19 protein-coding genes are annotated in these 17817 nt (G+C 73.7%); 16 read left to right on the top strand and 3 right to left on the bottom strand.

Features of this window, described 5'->3' with window-relative positions:
- Positions 1-93: 93 nt before the first annotated feature.
- The 14 genes from AB0G11_RS37300 to AB0G11_RS37235 all read left to right on the top strand — a co-directional run bounded on the left by AB0G11_RS37300 (position 94) and on the right by AB0G11_RS37235 (position 12756).
- Positions 94-1512, top strand: coding sequence for an alkaline phosphatase PhoX (locus tag AB0G11_RS37300; protein ID WP_357591384.1), 1419 nt, complete (start codon positions 94-96; stop codon positions 1510-1512).
- A 14-nt stretch (positions 1513-1526) separates the two neighbouring features.
- Complete coding sequence (locus AB0G11_RS37295; RefSeq protein WP_219500474.1) at positions 1527-1877, top strand: holo-ACP synthase; 351 nt, start codon at positions 1527-1529, stop codon at positions 1875-1877.
- A 4-nt stretch (positions 1878-1881) separates the two neighbouring features.
- Positions 1882-3348 carry an NAD(P)H-hydrate dehydratase gene (locus AB0G11_RS37290; protein ID WP_357591382.1) on the top strand — a complete coding sequence of 489 codons (1467 nt, stop codon included), beginning with the start codon at positions 1882-1884 and terminating at the stop codon, positions 3346-3348.
- A gap of 4 nt (positions 3349-3352) precedes the next feature.
- Complete coding sequence (gene alr / locus AB0G11_RS37285; protein WP_219500478.1) at positions 3353-4486, top strand: alanine racemase; 1134 nt, start codon at positions 3353-3355, stop codon at positions 4484-4486.
- Between the two features lie 5 nt (positions 4487-4491).
- Positions 4492-5541 (top strand): alpha/beta hydrolase, encoded by a 1050-nt coding sequence (locus tag AB0G11_RS37280; RefSeq protein WP_219500480.1) that lies wholly within the window; start codon positions 4492-4494, stop codon positions 5539-5541.
- Positions 5538-5999 (top strand): tRNA (adenosine(37)-N6)-threonylcarbamoyltransferase complex ATPase subunit type 1 TsaE, encoded by a 462-nt coding sequence (gene tsaE / locus AB0G11_RS37275; protein ID WP_308125610.1) that lies wholly within the window; start codon positions 5538-5540, stop codon positions 5997-5999. The genes AB0G11_RS37280 and tsaE overlap by 4 nt, the downstream gene beginning before the upstream one ends.
- A 166-nt stretch (positions 6000-6165) precedes the next feature.
- Complete coding sequence (locus tag AB0G11_RS37270; protein WP_357591380.1) at positions 6166-6858, top strand: hypothetical protein; 693 nt, start codon at positions 6166-6168, stop codon at positions 6856-6858.
- A gap of 2 nt (positions 6859-6860) precedes the next feature.
- On the top strand, positions 6861-7397 hold the full coding sequence (locus AB0G11_RS37265; RefSeq protein WP_219500485.1) for a class F sortase: 537 nt from the start codon (positions 6861-6863) through the stop codon (positions 7395-7397).
- Between the two features lie 35 nt (positions 7398-7432).
- Positions 7433-8362 carry a phosphotransferase gene (locus AB0G11_RS37260; RefSeq protein WP_357591378.1) on the top strand — a complete coding sequence of 310 codons (930 nt, stop codon included), beginning with the start codon at positions 7433-7435 and terminating at the stop codon, positions 8360-8362.
- Between the two features lie 65 nt (positions 8363-8427).
- Positions 8428-9066, top strand: a complete 639-nt coding sequence (tsaB, locus tag AB0G11_RS37255; protein WP_219500488.1) for a tRNA (adenosine(37)-N6)-threonylcarbamoyltransferase complex dimerization subunit type 1 TsaB — start codon at positions 8428-8430, stop codon at positions 9064-9066.
- A gap of 11 nt (positions 9067-9077) precedes the next feature.
- Complete coding sequence (rimI, locus tag AB0G11_RS37250) at positions 9078-9509, top strand: ribosomal protein S18-alanine N-acetyltransferase (protein WP_219500775.1); 432 nt, start codon at positions 9078-9080, stop codon at positions 9507-9509.
- A complete protein-coding gene (tsaD, locus tag AB0G11_RS37245; protein ID WP_219500491.1) occupies positions 9502-10533 on the top strand; it encodes a tRNA (adenosine(37)-N6)-threonylcarbamoyltransferase complex transferase subunit TsaD in 1032 nt (343 codons plus the stop codon). The genes rimI and tsaD overlap by 8 nt, the downstream gene beginning before the upstream one ends.
- 75 nt (positions 10534-10608) lie before the next feature.
- Positions 10609-11871 carry a carotenoid oxygenase family protein gene (locus AB0G11_RS37240; protein WP_219500493.1) on the top strand — a complete coding sequence of 421 codons (1263 nt, stop codon included), beginning with the start codon at positions 10609-10611 and terminating at the stop codon, positions 11869-11871.
- Between the two features lie 12 nt (positions 11872-11883).
- Complete coding sequence (locus tag AB0G11_RS37235; RefSeq protein ID WP_219500495.1) at positions 11884-12756, top strand: TetR/AcrR family transcriptional regulator C-terminal domain-containing protein; 873 nt, start codon at positions 11884-11886, stop codon at positions 12754-12756.
- Between the two features lie 9 nt (positions 12757-12765).
- On the opposite strand, the gene AB0G11_RS37230 is transcribed toward AB0G11_RS37235, so the two are convergent.
- The 3 genes from AB0G11_RS37230 to AB0G11_RS37220 form a co-directional block, all read right to left on the bottom strand.
- The gene (locus tag AB0G11_RS37230) at positions 12766-14418 is read right to left on the bottom strand and encodes a hypothetical protein (protein ID WP_357591376.1); all 1653 of its coding nucleotides are present in this window, start codon (positions 14416-14418) and stop codon (positions 12766-12768) included.
- Positions 14419-14613: 195 nt separating this feature from the next.
- Positions 14614-15786 carry a class I SAM-dependent methyltransferase gene (locus AB0G11_RS37225; RefSeq protein ID WP_357591374.1) on the bottom strand — a complete coding sequence of 391 codons (1173 nt, stop codon included), beginning with the start codon at positions 15784-15786 and terminating at the stop codon, positions 14614-14616.
- A 33-nt stretch (positions 15787-15819) separates the two neighbouring features.
- Positions 15820-16317: a MarR family transcriptional regulator gene (locus AB0G11_RS37220; RefSeq protein WP_357591372.1), complete on the bottom strand. Its 498-nt coding sequence runs from the start codon at positions 16315-16317 to the stop codon at positions 15820-15822.
- A 70-nt stretch (positions 16318-16387) separates the two neighbouring features.
- Between AB0G11_RS37220 and AB0G11_RS37215 the strand changes: the two genes are divergently transcribed.
- Positions 16388-17272 carry an NAD-dependent epimerase/dehydratase family protein gene (locus AB0G11_RS37215; protein ID WP_357591370.1) on the top strand — a complete coding sequence of 295 codons (885 nt, stop codon included), beginning with the start codon at positions 16388-16390 and terminating at the stop codon, positions 17270-17272.
- A 171-nt stretch (positions 17273-17443) separates the two neighbouring features.
- Positions 17444-17758, top strand: coding sequence for a co-chaperone GroES (groES, locus tag AB0G11_RS37210; RefSeq protein ID WP_197093639.1), 315 nt, complete (start codon positions 17444-17446; stop codon positions 17756-17758).
- The last annotated feature ends 59 nt before the right edge of the window (positions 17759-17817 follow it).

The raw sequence follows: 17817 nt of genomic DNA, 5'->3' as shown, positions 1-17817 counted from the left end.
GTCAGAATGCGGTTCCGGCCGGGGTATCCACAGCCTGTGGACAAAATCGGGGGATTACCGATACTCAGTTCGGGGAATGAAGAGGGTTTTCGCATGGACCGAGTTCGCATGGACCGACGCGGCTTCCTGACCCGGGCCGTCCTGGCCGCCGGGCCGTTCGCCGGCGTGGCCTGCGCGGGGCAGCGCGGCGGCGCCGCCCCCGCGCCCGGTTACGGGCGGCTCGTCCCCGTCGCCGACCAGCGCGACGGCGAGGTGCGGCTGCACCTGCCCGAGGGGTTCCGCTACCGCTCGTTCAACGCGGCCGGGGAGAAGTTCTCCGACGGCAGCACGGTGCCCGGCAGGCACGACGGGATGGCCGCGTTCCCCGGGCCGCGCGGCAGCGCGATCCTGGTGCGCAACCACGAGGTCAACGGCCCCGTCGGCGCGTTCGGCGACGAGCGGCTCGCGTACGACCCGATGGCGGGCGGCGGCACGGCGACGCTGCGGGTCAGCCGCTACGGCGAGGTGGCCGAGAGCAGGCCGTCGCTGACCGGCACGATGATGAACTGCTCGGGCGGCCCGATGCCCTGGGGCGCCTGGGTGAGCTGCGAGGAGACCGTCAACGGGCCCGACGTGGGCGACGACTTCACCGGCGGCGACAACTCCCGGCTGACCGAGAAGCACGGCTATCTCTTCGAGGTGCCGCTCAAGGGCGTCTCGCGGGCCAGGCCGATCAGGGCCGCCGGGCGGTTCGCGCACGAGTCGGCGGCCTTCGACCCGGCCACCGGCACGCTCTACCTGACCGAGGACAACTTCGGCTTCCCGTCCGGCTTCTACCGCTACGTGCCGCCCCGGCATCCGATGCGCGAGGGGCGGCTGCTCGACGACGGCAAGCTCCAGATGCTCGCCGTCGCCGACCGGCCGCGCGCCGACCTGTCCACCGGGCAGGAGCCCGGCGCGGCCTTCGCCACCACCTGGGTGGACATCGACGACCCCGACCCCGCGTTCACCGGCAGGCCGTCCAACGACGTCGCCGTGCAGGCGGTCGGCAGGCAGGGCCGGGCGGCGGGCGCGGCGATCTTCTCCAGGCTCGAAGGCGCCGTCTTCCACCAGGGCATCGTCTACTTCGTCTCCACCCAGGGCGGCGACCCCGCGCCCGGCGAGACGCCGCCCGACGGCTTCGGCCGGGGCCGCGGCCAGGTGTGGGCTTACGAGACGTGGAGCGGCCGGCTCCGGCTCGTCTACCAGTCGCCCCGCGCGGCCACCCTGGACCTGCCGGACAACGTGACCGTCAGCAGGCGCGGCACGCTGGTCCTGTGCGAGGACGGCGACGGCGACAACTACCTGCGCGGCCTCACCAGAGCCGGGAAGATCTTCGACTTCTGCCGCCTGGCCCCCATCCCGGGCGACGCGGGCGCGGAGTTCGCCGGCTCCGCCTTCGGCCCCGGCGGCCACACCCTGTACGTGAACGTCCAGTCCAAGCGGGGCCGCTCGTTCGCCATCTGGGGTCCCTGGCAGCGCGGCGACTTCTAGATAGCCTGGGCCCCATGATCCTGGGCATCGGGGTCGACGTCGTCGACATCGCGCGTTTCGAGGCCACGCTCAAGCGCACCCCCGCGCTGCGCGAGCGGCTGTTCACCGAGGTCGAGCAGCCGCTCGCCGTCCACTCGCTGGCGGCCAGGTTCGCCGCCAAGGAGGCCGTGGCCAAGGCGCTGGGCGCGCCCCCCGGGCTCGGCCACCGGGAGGCAGAGGTGCGCTGCGACCCCCACGGCAAGCCCGAGCTGTACGTCAGCGGCAAGGTGGCCGAGGTCGCCTACGGCCTCGGCGTCAAGCGCTGGCACGTCTCGCTCAGCCACGACGGCGGCATCGCCATCGCCTACGTGATCGCCGAAGGATGACGTGATGATCACCGCCTACACCGCCGACCAGATCAGGGCCGCCGAACAGGAGCTCATAGCCCGCCTGCCCGGCGGCACGCTCATGCTCCGCGCCGCCGCCGGCCTCGCCGCCGCGTGCGCGGGCCTGCTCGGCGGCGTGTACGGCAGCCGCGTCGTGCTGCTCGTGGGCAGCGGCGACAACGGCGGCGACGCCCTGTACGCGGGGGCGGCGCTCGCCAGGCGCGGGGCCGCGGTAGAGGCGGTGCTCGCCGGGTCGCGCACCCACGAGGCCGGGCTGGCGGCCTTCCGCGACGCGGGCGGGCGGATCGGCGACGCCGCCGCGCTGGACCGGGCCGACCTGGTCGTCGACGGCCTGGTCGGCATCGGGGCCACCGGCGCGCTCCGGGAGCCGTACGCCGCGCTCGCGGACCGGGCGGGGGCGGGCCCCGGGCTGGTCGTGGCCGTCGACGTGCCCAGCGGCGTGGACGCGAGCAGCGGGCGGGTGGCGGGCGCCGCCGTGCGCGCGCACCTGACCGTGACGATGGGCGCGTACAAGACGGGGTTGCTCGTCGATCCCGCGGCCGGGCACGCCGGGCGGGTCGAGCTGGTCGACATCGGGCTCGGCCCCTGGCTGCCGGAGCCGGACGTGACGGCGCTGACCCGCGACGACGTGCGCGAGCTGCTGCCGAGGCCGGGCGCGGAGTCCGACAAGTACCGCAGGGGCGTCGTCGGCGTCGCGGCCGGCAGCGACCTCTACACGGGCGCGGCGGTGCTCGCCGTCGGCGGGGCGCTGCGGGCGGGCGCGGGCATGGTCCGCTACGCCGGTCCCGCCGGGCCCGCGGACCAGGTGCGGGCGCGCTGGCCGGAGGCGGTCATCACCGAGCTGGCCGAGCCGTCGATCGACCGCGTCGGGCGGGTGCAGGCGTGGGTGCTCGGGCCGGGGCTCGGCACCGGCGGCTGGGCCCGCGAGCTGGCCACCCGGGTGCTCGCCTCGGACGTGCCGGTCCTGGTCGACGCCGACGGCCTGACCCTCGTGGCCAAGGAGCCGGGGCTGCTGCGCCGAGCCGCGCCCGTGCTCGTCACCCCGCACGCCGGCGAGCTGGCGCGCCTGACCGGGGCCGCGCGGGAGGAGATCGAGGCCGACCGGCTGGCGCACGCCCGCCGGGCCGCCGCCGAGCTGGGCGTGACCGTGCTGCTCAAGGGCTCCACCACGGTGGTGGCCGACCCGGGCGGCGCCGCCCGCGTCAACACGACGGGCACCCCCTGGCTGGCCACCGGAGGCACCGGCGACGTCCTGTCCGGCATCGCCGGGGCGCTGCTCGCCCAGGGATTGAGCAGCGCCGACGCCGGAGCGTGCGGCGCCTGCCTGCACGGGCTCGCCGGACGCCGGGCCGCGGGCGGCGCGCCGCTGACCGCCGCCGACGTGGCGGACGCGGTGCCGTCGGCCATCAGGGAAATCGCGCTCGACCATCGGGACGAGCTGCCAAACTAGAGGTATGGACTCCCGGACGGCGACCCCCGCGCAGGCGCGCGTCGACCTCGCCGCGATCAGGCATAACGTGGCCCTGCTCAAGGACCGCGCCTCAGGCGCGGAGCTCATGGGGGCCGTCAAGGCCGACGCCTACGGGCACGGCCTGGTGCCCGCCTCGCGGGCCGCGCTGGAGGGCGGCGCGAGCCGGCTCGGCACCGCGTTCGTCAGGGAGGCGCTCGCGCTGCGCGAGGGCGGCGTCACCGCCCCCGTGCTGGCCTGGCTCCTCACCCCCGGCGAGCCCCTGGACGAGGCGCTGCGGGCCGACGTCGAGCTGTCGGCCGCGAGTGAGGAGCTGCTCGACGAGATCGCCGCCGCCGCCCGCCGCACCGGCGTCACCGCCCGCGTCCACCTGGAGGCCGACACCGGCATGAGCCGCGGCGGCGCCCCGCTCGCCGCCTGGCCCGCCCTGGTGGCCAGGGCGGTCGCGCTGCAGGCCGAGGGCGCCGTCGAGGTCACCGGGCTGTGGTCGCACTTCGCCTGCTCCGACATCCCGGGCCACTCCTCGATCGAGGCGCAGATCGACACGTTCGAGACGGCGCTGAAGCTGGCCGAGCAGGCCGGGGCCGGCGGCTCCCACGTGATCAGGCACCTGGCCAACTCCGCCGCCATCCTGACCCTGCCCCGGACCCACTACGACCTGGTCAGGCCCGGCATCGCCATGTACGGGCTGAGCCCGATCCCGGAGGCGGGCGACTTCGGGCTCACCCCGGCGATGACGCTGACGGCCCGCATCGCCCTCGCCAAACGCGTCCCTGAGGACTCCGGAGTGTCCTACGGACACCTTTACATCACGGATCGCGAGACGACGCTTGGCCTGGTGCCGCTCGGGTACGCCGACGGAATCCTGCGGCACGCGACGGGGCGGGCCGAGGTGCTGGCGGGAGGCCGTCGCAGGCTGGTGGCCGGTCGGGTGTGCATGGACCAGTTCATGATCGACGTGGGTGACGACCCGCTGGCCGCGGGCGACGAGGTCATCCTGTTCGGGCCGGGCGGTCAGGGCGAGCCGACCGCCCAGGAGTGGGCCGATACCCTCGGCACGATCACTCATGAGATCGTGACGAGGATCGGCGCTCGGGTGCCGAGGGTGTACGAAGGCTGAGGGACATGACGACGACAACACGGCGGAAGGTCGGCATCGCGGGCGCGCTCGTCGGCGCCGCCTCAGCGGGGATCGCCGCGGCCGCCATGGCCAAGCGCTACGCGGTCGGCCGCATCCGGCTGCGCCCCGACACCGAGGCGAGCGAGCCGTTCGGCGAGCTGCGCGGGCGCGAGCACACGCTGATCACCTCCGACGGCAGGGCGCTGCACGTCGAGGTCGACGGCCCCGACGACGCGCCGCTCACCCTCGTCTTCTGCCACGGCTACTGCCTCAGCCTGGAGTCGTGGCACTACCAGCGCCGCGAGCTGCGCGAGCAGCACCGCATGGTGCTGTGGGACCAGCGCTCCCACGGCCGCTCCCAGCGCGGCGCGGCCGACGACAGCACGATCGACCGGCTCGGCCAGGACCTGGCCGAGGTCATCGAGCAGTACGTGCCCGGCCCCTGCGTGCTCGTCGGCCACTCCATGGGCGGCATGACGATCATGGCGCTGGCCGACAGCCGCCCCGAGCTGTTCGGCGACAAGGTGCGCGGCGTGGCCCTGCTGTCCACCTCGGCCGGCAAGCTCGCCGAGCTGACCCTGGGCCTGCCCGCGCTGGCCTCCAAGGTCGTGCACAAGCTGGCCCCCACGACCGTGTCGATGCTGGGCCGCCGCGGCTCGTTCATCGACCGCACCCGCCACGCGGGCAGCGACATCGCCTTCCTCATGACCCGCTACATGGGCTTCGGCGACTCCAAGAACGTCAGCCCGACCGTGGTCGACTTCGCCGAGTCCATGATCCGGGGCACGCCGACCGAGGTGGTCGCCGACTTCTACCCGGCGCTGATGGACCACGACAAGCTGTCCGCGCTGCACGTCCTCGACCCCGTGCCCACCGCGATCATGGTGGGGGACAAGGACTGGCTGACCCCGCCGGACCACAGCCGGGCGATGGCCGAGGCGCTGCCCAAGGCCCAGCTCACCGAGGTGCCCGACACCTCGCACCTGCTCCAGCTCGAGCGGCCCGGCGTGGTCAACGACGCGCTGCGCGACCTGATCAAGAGGGTGGCGCTGTGAGGCTGCCGACCGCCGAGGAGATGCGCGCGTTCGGCGCCCGGCTGGCCGCCCGGCTGCGGCCCGGCGACCTGGTGGTCCTGTCGGGGCCGCTCGGCGCCGGCAAGACCACGCTGGTGCAGGGCATCGGCGAGGGTCTGAAGGTGCGAGGGCCGATCACCTCGCCCACGTTCGTCATCGCCCGCGTCCACCCGTCGCTGGCCGGCGGGCCGCCGCTGGTCCACGTCGACGCCTACCGGCTCGGCGGCGACCTGGAGGTGGACGACCTCGACCTCGACGCCTCGCTGGAAGACTCGGTGACCGTCGTCGAGTGGGGCGAGGGGCTGGTCGAGGGGCTGTCCGACGACCGGCTGGAGATCCACATCGACCGCGAGGCGGGTGACGAGGCCCGCCTGGTCACCCTGCGCGGCGTCGGCGCTCGCTGGGCCGACGACACGCCGTCTGAAGGGGCACAAGAGTAAAACCACCGCCACGCCCCGGTGATCCTGTCACCCTTGACGTATCACGCCGATGACATGAAACATGATCATTGGTAAGGGTTGGCCCAGAAATTCTGGGTATCAGGAGGGGCGGCATCCACGAAAACTGGTGGATGCTTGGTGAAAGACGGCGGAGTGGGGTGCGGCGGTGCTCAGGGTCAGCCAGGTCGCGTACGCGGGAGCCATCCTCATGATCGGCCTCGCCGGTTGTTCGGCGGAGGCGCAAACACCGCCGTCGGGGTCGGCCTCCCCGACAGTGAGTCCCACCGGCAGTCCCACTGGCAGCCCCACGGCGGCGCCCACCGCCACCACCAGTTCGACGGCGAGCCCGGCGGCCACCCGGCCGTCCATCCTGGTCCAGCTCAACCCCGACCGCGTCACCGCGGGCGAGACCTCGACCGTGTGGGTGCTGGCCAACTGCCCCGAGCCCACCGGCGGCCCCGCCCACAGCGGCACCGCGACGTCCCGGGCGTTCGTCAGCGGCGTCACGCTCAACCCGGCCGACGCCGCGACCTCCTCGCCCTCGCCGACCGGCGCCCGGGCTGGCGGCGCCTGGGTGCGCGGCCAGGCACAGGTCAACGGCACCGTCCGGCGCGGCTCCTACCGGGTCGACGTCAAGTGCGACGGCACCAACCACGTCGGCCGGGCCACGCTGCGCGTCCGCGCGCCCGAGCCGCTGCCCGACGACGTGCCCACCAAGGCCCCCAGGGCCGGCGGCGGCGGCACCTTCGGCAAGGACGTCGACGAGGGCTCGTCGATCCCGCTCGTGCCCGTGGGCCTGGCGCTCGGCGTCGCTGCCGCTGCCGGGATCGGGATCGCGGTCAAGCGCCGCCGGTCCTGAAGATGGCGCGTTCGGGACGGGTCGTCCTCGCGGGCGCCGTGACCGGCCTCGTGCTGGTCGCCTTCGGCAAGAACATGCAGTCCGCCCCCGAGGAGACGGCGGCCGGCGTGGTGCCCCGCAGCATCGACATCCCCTCGATCGACGTCGAGGCGCCGCTGATGAAGCTCGGGCTCAAGGACGGCGAGGTCGAGCTGCCGCCGTACGAGAAGCCCAAGGTCGCCGGCTGGTACACCGGCAGCGCCGTGCCGGGCGAGAAGGGCGCCTCCGTCATCGTCGGCCACGTCGACACCAAGACCTCGCCGGCCGTCTTCTACAAGCTCCGCCAGGTCCGCAAGGGCGAGACGGTCAAGGTCGAACGCAGCGACGGCAAGGTCGTCGAGTACAAGGTCACCGCGATCGAGCAGGTGCACAAGGACGACTTCCCGCTGCGCAAGGTCTACGTCGAGGACGGGCTCAAGCTCGTCACCTGCGGCGGCAAGTTCGACTACGCCAAGGGCGAGTACCTGGACAACATCATCGTGTACGCCAGCGAGGCCTGAAAAAGCGGTTGCGCCCCTCTGTGACGATGGAGGGCATGAGCGTGGACACCAGCCCGCCCGCGTCCGGCTCCCGGGTGCCCTGGCCCGAGGTGCACCCGGGCGTCCGCGAGGCGGTCGAGAAACTGCTCGGCGCGCCCGTCGCCGAGGCGGTCACCCAGGAGGGCGGCTTCTCCCCGGCCGCCGCCGTGCGGCTGCGCGCCGCCAACGGCCGCCGGGCCTTCGTCAAGGCCGTCGGCCCCGAGCCGAACGCCGAGGCGGTGCGCATCTACCGGGCCGAGGCCCGGGTCGCCGCCGCCCTGCCCGCCTCGGTGCCGGCGCCCCGGCTGCTCGACGCGTTCGAGCTCGACGGGTGGGTGGCGATGGCGTTCGAGGACGTCGAGGGCCGCCACCCGGCCATGCCGTGGCGGCGCGACGAGCTGGACCTGGTGCTCGACGCCGTCGAGCGGATGTCGGCCGCGCTCACGCCGTCACCGGTGGACGTGCCGCCGATCGGGGAGGTCATGGGGCCGTCCTTCCAGGGCTGGCGCAGGCTGCTCGGCGAGGACACCACCGGGCTCGACCCGTGGGCGCTGCGCCACCTGCCGGCGCTGGCCGAGCTGGAGTCCGGCTGGGCCGAGGCGGCGGCGGGCGACACGCTGGCCCACTGCGACCTGCGGGCCGACAACGTGCTCATCTCGGACGGGCGCGTCTACGTCGTCGACTGGCCGTGGGCGTCGCGGGCCGCCGCCTGGTACGACCGGGTGGCGATGCTGCCGTCGGTCGGCATGCAGGGCGGGCCGCCGCCGCACGAGCTGCTGCCCGACCCCGACCCGGACGTCACCAAGGCCGTCACCGCCCTCACCGGCTTCTTCGTCCGGCAGTCCCGCCAGCCGGCGCCGCCCGGCCTGCCGACCCTGCGCGCCTTCCAGCGGGCCCAGGGCGTGGTGGCGCTGGAATGGCTCAGACAGCGGACCGGCTGGTCCTGAAGCACCGGCAGCCGAATCGGCGGAGCGGCCGGGTCTGACCTGTCGGGCCGGTAGGCTAAGCAGTCGTGCTGGTCCTGGCCTTTGACACCGCGACGCCCGCCGTCACCGCCGCCCTTCACGACGGGCAGCGGGTGCTCGCCGAATCCACCACGATCGACGCGCGCCGCCACGGCGAGTTGCTCGTGCCCACCGTCGAGCGCGTCCTCGCCGAGGCGGGGGTCGCGCTGCGCGACGTCACGGCCGTCGTCGCGGGCAGCGGCCCCGGCCCCTACACGGGCCTGCGCGTCGGGCTGATGACCGCGCAGGGCCTGGCGACCACCCTCGGCGTGCCCGCCCACGGCATCTGCACGCTCGACGCCGTCGCCTACGGGTCCGGGCTGGAGGAGCCGTTCCTGGTCGCCACCGACGCGCGGCGCAAGGAGGTCTTCTGGGCCCGCTACTCCGACCGCCGCACGAGGGTCGACGGCCCGCACGTCGACCGGCCCGCCGACGTGCCCGTCGAGGGGCTGCCGGTGGCCGGGGCCGAGCTCTACCGCGACGTCCTGGGCCCCGCCGTCGCCCCCGCCTACCCGTACGCCGGGTTCCTGGCCGCGCTCGCGGCCGAGCGGATCGCGGCGGGCGCCCCGCTCGACCCGCCGCGCCCGATCTACCTGCGCCGCCCCGACGCCGTGGTGCCCGGGGCGCCCAAGAAGGTGACGGCGTGAAGCTGCGGCAGATGACCGAGGCCGACCTGCCGGCGGTCATGGCGATCGAGCGGGCCACGTTCCCGCGCGACGCGTGGAGCGAGGGCATGATGCGCGGCGAGCTGGCCGACCAGCCGCGCACCCGCCACTACGTGGTGGCCCTGGTCGAGGAGCAGATCGTCGGCTACGCCGGGCTCGCCGTCGCCGCCGACCAGGCCGACGTGCAGACGATCGCGGTGCTCGACACCCACCGCGGCACCGGCGTCGGCGGCGCCATGCTCTCCGCCCTGCTGCAGGAGGCCGGCCGCAGGGGCGCCAGGGAGATCTTCCTGGAGGTGCGCGAGGACAACCCGGTCGCCCGCGGCGTCTACACGCACTTCGGGTTCGAGGAGATCGGCACCCGCCGCCGCTACTACGAGGACGGCACCGACGCGATCATGATGAGAAGGAAGCTGGATGGCTGACGCACCCCTGGTCCTGGGCATCGAGACGTCCTGCGACGAGACCGGCATCGGCATCGTCAGAGGCCACACGCTGCTGGCCAACACCATCGCCTCCAGCATGGACGAGCACGCCCGCTTCGGCGGCGTGGTGCCGGAGGTGGCCTCGCGGGCGCACCTGGAGGCCATGACGCCGACGGTCGAGGCCGCGCTGTCCGCCGCCGGGCTGAAGTTCTCCGACATCGACGCCATCGCCGTCACCGCCGGCCCGGGGCTGGCCGGGGCGCTGCTCGTCGGCGTCGCCGCCGCCAAGTCCTACGCGCTCGGCCTCGGCGTGCCCCTCTACGGCGTCAACCACCTGGCCGCGCACGTCGCCGTCGACCAGCTCGAACACGGGCCGCTGCCCAAGCCGTGCATCGCCCTGCTCGTCTCCGGCGGCCACTCCTCGCTGCTGCTGGTGCCCGACGTGGCCGAAGACGTGATCTCGCTCGGCTCGACCGTCGACGACGCGGCGGGCGAGGCGTTCGACAAGGTGGCGCGGGTGCTCGGGCTGCCGTTCCCCGGCGGGCCGCACATCGACCGGGCCGCCCGCGACGGCTCCGGCGCCGCCGTCGCCTTCCCGCGCGGCAAGATGGACGACGGCACGCTCGACTTCTCCTTCTCCGGGCTCAAGACCGCCGTCGCCCGCTGGGTGGAGGCCCGCGAGTCGTCCGGCGAGCGCATCCACGTGCCCGACGTGGCCGCCTCCTTCCAGGAGGCCGTGGTCGACGTGCTCACCCGCAAGGCGCTGCAGGCGTGCAAGAAGTACGAGGTGCACGACCTGCTCATCGGCGGCGGCGTGGCGGCCAACTCACGGTTGCGCGCGCTGGCCCAGGAGCGGTGCGACGCGGCGGGCGTCCGGCTGCGGGTGCCCCGGCCCGGCCTGTGCACCGACAACGGCGCCATGGTCGCCGCGCTCGGCTCCGACCTGGTGGCGGCCGGGGTGACGCCGTCGACGCTGGAGATCCCGGCCGACTCCTCGCTGCCGATCACCACCGTCCACGTGTGAGGCTGCACTAGTGCAACTCGGGGGAATTCCCCCTGCTGGGAAGGCTTTTCCGGGCCCTCTGCGTACGTTGTCAGCATGAAGTACACAGAGGGCCCGTTCGCGCCCGTCACCGAGGAAGTCACGGCCTACGACCTGCCGGTCACCGGGCGCGTGCCGGCCGAGCTCAACGGCCGCTACCTGCGCAACGGCCCCAACCCGCTGGGCATCGAGGACCCCGCCGTGCACATCTGGGGCATGGGCCAGGGCATGGTGCACGGGGTGCGGCTGCGCGACGGCCGGGCCGAGTGGTACCGCAACCGCTGGGTCCGCACGCCCGGCCACGGGCCGATGGTGCACGTGATCGAGCACGCCGCCCGCACGTTCGCGCTGGCGGAGGGCGGGCTGCCGCCGGCCGAGCTGGACGCCGAGCTCGGCACGGTGGGCGTGTGCGCGCTCGGCGGCACCCCTGAGGGCTTCACGGCCGGCGCCCACTCCAAGCACGACCCGCTCACCGGCGCGCTGCACTCGCTGTCGTACCAGGTGGGCCAGAGCTTCGTGCAGTACATTGTGACCGGCCCCGACGCCGCCGTGATGGCGAGCACGTCGATCCCGCTCACGCGGACGCCGTTCATGCACGACTTCGCGCTCACCGAGAACCACGTCGTCCTGTGGGACACGCCGCTCGGGTTCGACGGGTTCGAGTGCCGCTGGCTGCCCGGGCACCCCACCCGGGTGGGCGTCATGCCGCGCGCCGGAGGCGAGGTGCGCTGGCTGGAGATCGATCCGGTGCACGTCAGCCACACGCTCAACGCCTACGAGGACGGCGGCGCGATCGTCGTGGACCTGGTCACCGCCGACGGGCCGTTCGACCCGGCCGACCCCGGCGGCATCCGCCCCGCCCTTGACCGGTGGACGATCGAGACCGACCGGGTCGTCCAGCGGCGCCTCGACGACCGGCCGCAGGACTTCCCGCGCCTGAACGAGTCACGCACCTCCCGCCGCCACCGCTACGGCTACGCGGCGGCCACGGACCTGTACGGCATCCCGTTCACGCCCGCGGGCGCGCCTCCCGACGACGCCTTCACCAACGCCCTGGTCAAGCACGACCTGGACCGCGGCACCACCGAGGTGCACGGCTTCGGCCGGGGCGAGTCGGTCGGGGAGGCCGTGTTCGCCGCCACGGGGACCGGCGAGGACGACGGGTACCTGCTCACGTACGTGTCCGACCCGGAGCGCGGCGCGAGCGACCTGGTGATCCTGTCGGCGCAGGACTTCACCGGCGCCCCCGTCGCCAGGATCCACCTTCCCGTACGGGTGCCGCTCGGGCTGCACGGCAGCTGGCTGCCCGAGCCCGTGTGACACTGTTGGATCGTGACCGACCCCCGTCCGCCCTACCAGCGGATCGTCGCCGACATCGAGCGGCGCGTCGCCGAGGGCGAGCTGCGACCCGGTGATCCGGTCCCCACGACCCGGGCGATCATGCGGGAGTGGGGCGTGGCGATGGCGACCGCCACCAAGGCGCTGACCGCGCTCAAGCAGGCGGGCGTCATCGAGTCGGCGCCCCGGGTGGGCTCCGTGGTCGCCGCCCAGGCCGCCCCCAGGCGCTCCGCCGAGACGCTCGAACGCGACCGGATCGTCCGCGCCGCCATCGAGATCGCCGACGTCGACGGGCTGGCCTCGCTGTCCATGCGCTCGGTCGGCTCCCGGCTCGGCGTGGCGACGATGTCGCTCTACCGCCACGTCGAGTCGAAGGGCGAGCTGGCCCGGCTGATGGCCGACGCGGCGTTCGCCGAGATCGACTATCCCGAGCCGCCGCCGGGCTGGCGCTCCCACCTGCGGGTGGCCGCCCGGTTGCAGTGGGCGGCCTACCAGCGTCACCCGTGGCTGCCCCGGGTGGTGTCGGTCACCAGGCCGATCGTGCTGCCCGGCATGGTGGCCTACGCCCAGTGGTCGCTGCGGGCGCTGGACGACCTCGGCCTGCCCGCCGACACGCGGCTGCTCGTCTACGCCACCCTGGTCAACTACGTGCGCGGCACGGCGGTCAACATCGAGAGCGAGACCGACGCCGAGCGCGACACCGGGCTGACCAGCACGCAGTGGATGTCGCGGCGCCTGACGGTCGAGGGACGGCTCATCAAGCAGGTGACCGACCCCAGGGTGGCGATCGACCTGGAGACGATCTTCGCGTTCGGTCTCGAACGGGTGCTGGACGGGCTGTCGACCGTCATCACGCCGCGGCGCTGAGCGGCCGCGTCAGTCCTTGGCGCGGGTCGGCCGCAGCAGGGCCTCGGCCAGGGCCAGCATGGTCTCCTCCAGGGCTCCCAGGCGCTTGTTGAGGTCGGCTGTGGCGGGCTCGACGATGCCGGAGACCGTCTCGGCCAGCGCGTCGCGGTCGGGGCGGGAGCGGACGACCTCGGTGAGCGACGTCGCGGCCTCGGTCAGCCGCTGCAGGTGCTCGTCGCGGTGGGTGTCGAGCAGCTCGCCGATGCGCTCGTCGATGGCCAGCGCGGCCGGGAGCCTGCCGATGGTCTCGCCGACGCTCTCCAGGGCCTCGCTGGCCTGCTCGGAGCGGGTGGTGAGGCCGCTGAGGTGGGCGTCGAGACCGTCGACCCGGGTGACCAGGTGCTCCTCGGCCGCGGCCAGGCGCTCGGCCAGCGCGTCGAACCGGTCGCCCTGGCCGCCGAGGCGCTCGGCGAGCGCGTCGAAGTGCTCGTCGTGCTCGCCGAGCCGGCTGTCGAGGCGGTCGAAGCGCTCGTCGTGGCCGCCGAGCTGCTTGGTCAGGGTGTCGAAGTGGCCGTCGTGGCCGTGGAGGCGGTCGGTGAGGGCGTCGAGGCGCTTGTCGTGGCCGGTGAGGCTCTGTGCGAGGGCGTCGAAGCGGGCGGCGTGGCCGGTGAGCTCGCCGTTCATCGAGCTGAGGCGGCCGTCGACGGAGGCCAGGCGGGTGCCGAAGCCGTCGAGGCGCGTGTCGGTGGCGGCGGCGCGGCCGTCGAGGCTCTGCAGGCGGCCCTCGATCCCGGCCAGCGTCTCGTCGGTGCTCTCGAAGCGCACGTCGACGCTCTCCAGGCGCGAGTCGATCGCGACGAGCCGCCCGTCGACCCGGTCGATCCGGCCGTCGACGCCGTCGAAGCGTCCGCCGAGCCGCTGCTCGGCGTCGTCGAGGCGGCCGAGCAGCCGCTCCTCCAGCGCGTCGACCTTGGCCGTGACCTGCTCGGTCGCGGTGGTGAGCTGCTGGGCGGCGAGGGCCAGGCGCTCGTCGAGGCTGTCGGACAGGTCGAGCATCACGCCCTCGACCCGCTCGGTGCGCGAGTGGAGCTCGGCCAGCGACTTGTCGATGCGGGTGAAGCGCCCGGCGGCGACCTCCATGCCGGCGCTGACCTGCGCCAGCTTGCTGGTGACCTCGCCCATCCGCTGGGTCACCCCGTCGGTGACCTCCAGCACCGACTGCAGCCGGCTCAGCGCCTCCTCGACGCTCTCGGACACGGTGCCGAGGTCGGCGCGCAGCTTGGGCAGCTCCAGGATCGGGTGGACCCGCTGGCTGACCGCGTCCACCCGGGTGTCGACGCCGCCGACCTGCTCGCCGACGGCGTCGACGTGGTCGCGCACCGCCTCGACGTGCTGGGCCAGCCCTTCGGCCCACATGGGCGGTTTGGCGGCGATGTCGTCGAGCCGTCCGGAGACGGTCTCCAGGGTGCCGCTCAGCCCGCCGAGCTCACGCTCGCGCACCTCGCGGAGGAGCCATTCCATGCCCTCCAGCCGCTGCCGGATCTCGTCGAGGACGGCTCCCTGCGTGCGCTGTTCGTACACGTGATCCTGGGCGGCACGCGCCAGCAGCTCCCGCATCCTGTCGGAGATGGCGGTCTGGCCGCCTGCCTGCAGAAGGGTGGTGGTGTGGTTGGAATGGTCCACCGAAAGGCTCCTTCGCTGTCGACGGTCTGCCGCGTGGCGGTGGGGTTGGGTCCGATGTGCAAGTGAAAGAAGGAGAACGCGGCTCACCGCAATAGGGGGGAGAACTCCCGCCCGGCTACCTTAGCCTTTCGATCAAGGTCCGTCATCGGCGAAGGAGAAGATCGCTCTTATGATGGAATCGTCCAGATTTGTCATTCACGCAGGTCGTGACGGGCGGCAGATCAGAACGGATGGTTTATCCATAATCCTCGTCAGAATGACGACGGCGGATTCTTCACCGGAAAGCCGGAGGTCGCCGCGCAGCCGCTCGATATCCACAGCCGATCCGCGCTTTTTAATGGTGACATTTCCGACGCGGCGTGCCCGCAGCGCCGCTCTGAGCCGTTTGAGCGAGAACGGCAGCGTCTCGACCACCTCGTACCGCGCGGCCCACGGCGTGTCGACCGGCTCGTCCCCCGAGATGTAGGCGATCATCGGGTCGGCCAGCCACCCGCCCACCAGCTCGGCCACCTCGCCCACCAGATGCGCCCGCACCGCGGCCCCGTCCGGCTCGTACACATAGCGCCCCACCGGCCCGGTGCCGGCCTCGACCCCGGTGGCGGTCAGCGTGTGACCGCCCGGCAGGAGCGTCGCCCGCCGCCCGGGCTCGCCGGCGCCCGTCCAGAGCGCGGCCTCCTTCACCTCGCCCTTGTACGAGACCCACTCGGCCTGCGCCTGCGCGGGGATGAACTCGTACGGGATGCCGGGGGCGACCTTGAGGCAGGCCAGGCGCGCCCGGGAGAGCAGGTCGAGGACGACGGGCCAGGGCGGCGAGTAGGACATCGGGTCGAACGTGCGGCCCCGCGAGCCGCGCCTGGCCGGGTCGGCGAACAGCACGTCGTGGTCCTCGGGCCGCACGGTCGCGGCGTCGGCCACCCGCACGGTGACGCGCTCGCCCAGGCCGAGCGCGTCGGCGTTGGCGCGGGCGACGGCGGCGGTCAGCGGGTCGGCGTCGACGGCCTCGACCGTGCGACCGGCGCGGGCCAGCGCCAGGAAGTCGCCGCCGATGCCGCAGCAGGCGTCGGCGACGCGCGGCCCGGCGCCGCACTCGGCCAGGCGGCGGGCCCGGTGCTCGGCGACCTCGGCGCGGGTGGACTGTTCGAGGCCGTGCGGGGTGAAGAACATGCGCGCCGCGTCGGCGCCGAACTTGGCGGCGGCCCGCTCGCGCAGCCCCGCCTGGGTGAGCGCCGCCGAGGTCAGGGCGGCGTCGTAGGTGCGGCGCAGCCGGGTGGCCGCCGCGACCGGGTCGGCGCCGGCGAGCTCCTCCGCCTCGGCCAGCGCCCGCAGGCCGCGCGGTGTCAGCAGCTCGGTGAAGGCGTCCAGGTCCACGACGTACGACGGTAGTGCACGCGGCGGGCCGGCTCAGAGATCGGTGTCGCGCAGGGAGACGAGCAGTTTGCGCAGCAGCCCGGCCAGGGCGGCGCGCTCGTCCTCGTCGAGCCCGGCCAGCAGGTCGCGCTCGTTGTCGAGGTGCCCCTCCAGCACGTCGTCGACCAGGCGCAGCCCCTCGGGGGTGAGCGAGACCAGGATCATGCGGCGGTTTCCCGGCGCCGGCCGGCGGTCGACCAGGCCGCGCTCGACCAGGCGGTCCATGCGGTTGGTGAGCGCGCCGGGGCTGACCATGGCGGAGGAGGACAGGTCCTTCATGCACATGGTGTGGCTCTCGCCGCTGCGCAGCAGCGTGGCCAGCATGTCGAACTCCCAGGGCTCCAGGCCGCGCCCGGCCAGGAACTCCTTGACGCCGCGTTCGAGCAGGCGCGAGAGGCGGGAGACCCGGCCGACGACGCCCATGGGCGAGGCGTCCAGGCCGGGGCGGGCCCGCGCCCACTGTCCGAGGATCACGTCGACGGCGTCTTCCATACGCCCGACGATATCAAAAATTTCGACGTTGAAATTTCTGGGGAGCCGCGCTAGTTTCCGGAGTGTCGAAGTGTTCAACGTCGAAGTGTTCGAGGTGGAAGACATGAAGGTGCTGGTGCTGGGCGCGACGGGCTACATCGGCGGAGTGCTGGTCGAGCGGCTGATCGAGCGCGGCCACGAGGTCGCGGCGCTGGTGCGGCCGTCGGCCGACGGGAGCAGGCGGGTGCCCGGGGCGGCCGACGAGCGCCACGGCGACCTGGCGGACCCGGCGTCGGTCGCCGCCGCGCTGACCGCCGACGTCGACGCCGTGGTGCACGCCGCCGAGCTGACCGGCGACCGGGAGACCGACCTGGCCTCCGTCGGCGCGCTCGCCGCCTCCGGGAAGCGGGTGACGTACGTGAGCGGGGTCTGGGTGCTCGGCGAGGTGGACGGCGGGGACGAGGAGAGCCCGGCCGACCCCGTCCCGCTGGTCGCCTACCGCGACCAGGTCGAGCGGCTCGTGCTCGACGGCGGCGGGGCGGTGGTCCGGCCGGGCGTCGTCCACGGCCGGGGCGGCGGCATCCCCGCGCTGCTGCGCGAGCAGGCGGCCCGGCGCGGCACGGGCGTGTACGTGACCGCCGGGGGAGTGCCCGCCTGGGCGGCCGTGCACGTGGACGACCTGGCGGACCTGCTCGTCGCGGTCGTGGAGAAGGGGGAGGCGCGGATCTACCACGCCATCGCCGAGGAGGGCGTGCCCGTGGACGCCGTCGCCGAGGCGGCGGGTGTGGCGGCCGGCGTGGGCGCCGCCGCGGAGCCGTGGCCGCTCGCGGAGGCCGCCGGAGTGCTGGGCGAGGGATTCGCCCAGGCCCTCGCGCTCAGCCAGCGCATCGGCGCGTCGCGCACCCGGGCGGCCCTGGGCTGGAACCCCGGCCGGGCCGGGATCGTGGCCGACCTGGCGGAAGGCTCCTACGCCTGATCGCCCAGAGCTGACGCGTTCGTGTTGACTGTCAAGCCCCTCTTGCATATGTTTCCTGTTGGCACTCTCCCCTTGAGAGTGCCAACTGTGCGACGAGGCAGGTCTGGCACCCGCGACGGCAGGCCCCGCTGGTCGCCTCTTCTGATCATTCAAATCTGAAGGGGAGGTCCGATCGTGACGACCGCCACCAAGGTTCCCGTTAAGCCGCTCGGCGACCGCATCGTGGTTCAGCCGCTTGAGGCAGAGCAGACCACCGCTTCCGGCCTGGTCATCCCGGACACCGCCAAGGAGAAGCCGCAGGAGGGCAAGGTCCTCGCGGTGGGCCCGGGCAACTGGGACGAGGACGGCGACAAGCGGATTCCGCTCGACGTCTCCGAGGGCGACATCGTCCTCTACAGCAAGTACGGCGGCACCGAGGTCAAGTACGGCGGCGAGGAGTACCTCGTGCTCTCCGCCCGCGACGTTCTCGCGATCATCGAGAAGTAAGCCGGTCGTGTCGGGCCCCGGGCGCTCCCAAGGCGGCCGGGGCTTTCGACGCTAGGAGA

The organism is Nonomuraea sp. NPDC023979, from assembly GCF_040639085.1.
GTDB lineage: Bacteria > Actinomycetota > Actinomycetes > Streptosporangiales > Streptosporangiaceae > Nonomuraea > Nonomuraea ceibae.
Note: the sequence above shows the minus strand (reverse complement) of the source record. Positions and strands in the feature narration are given on the sequence as shown.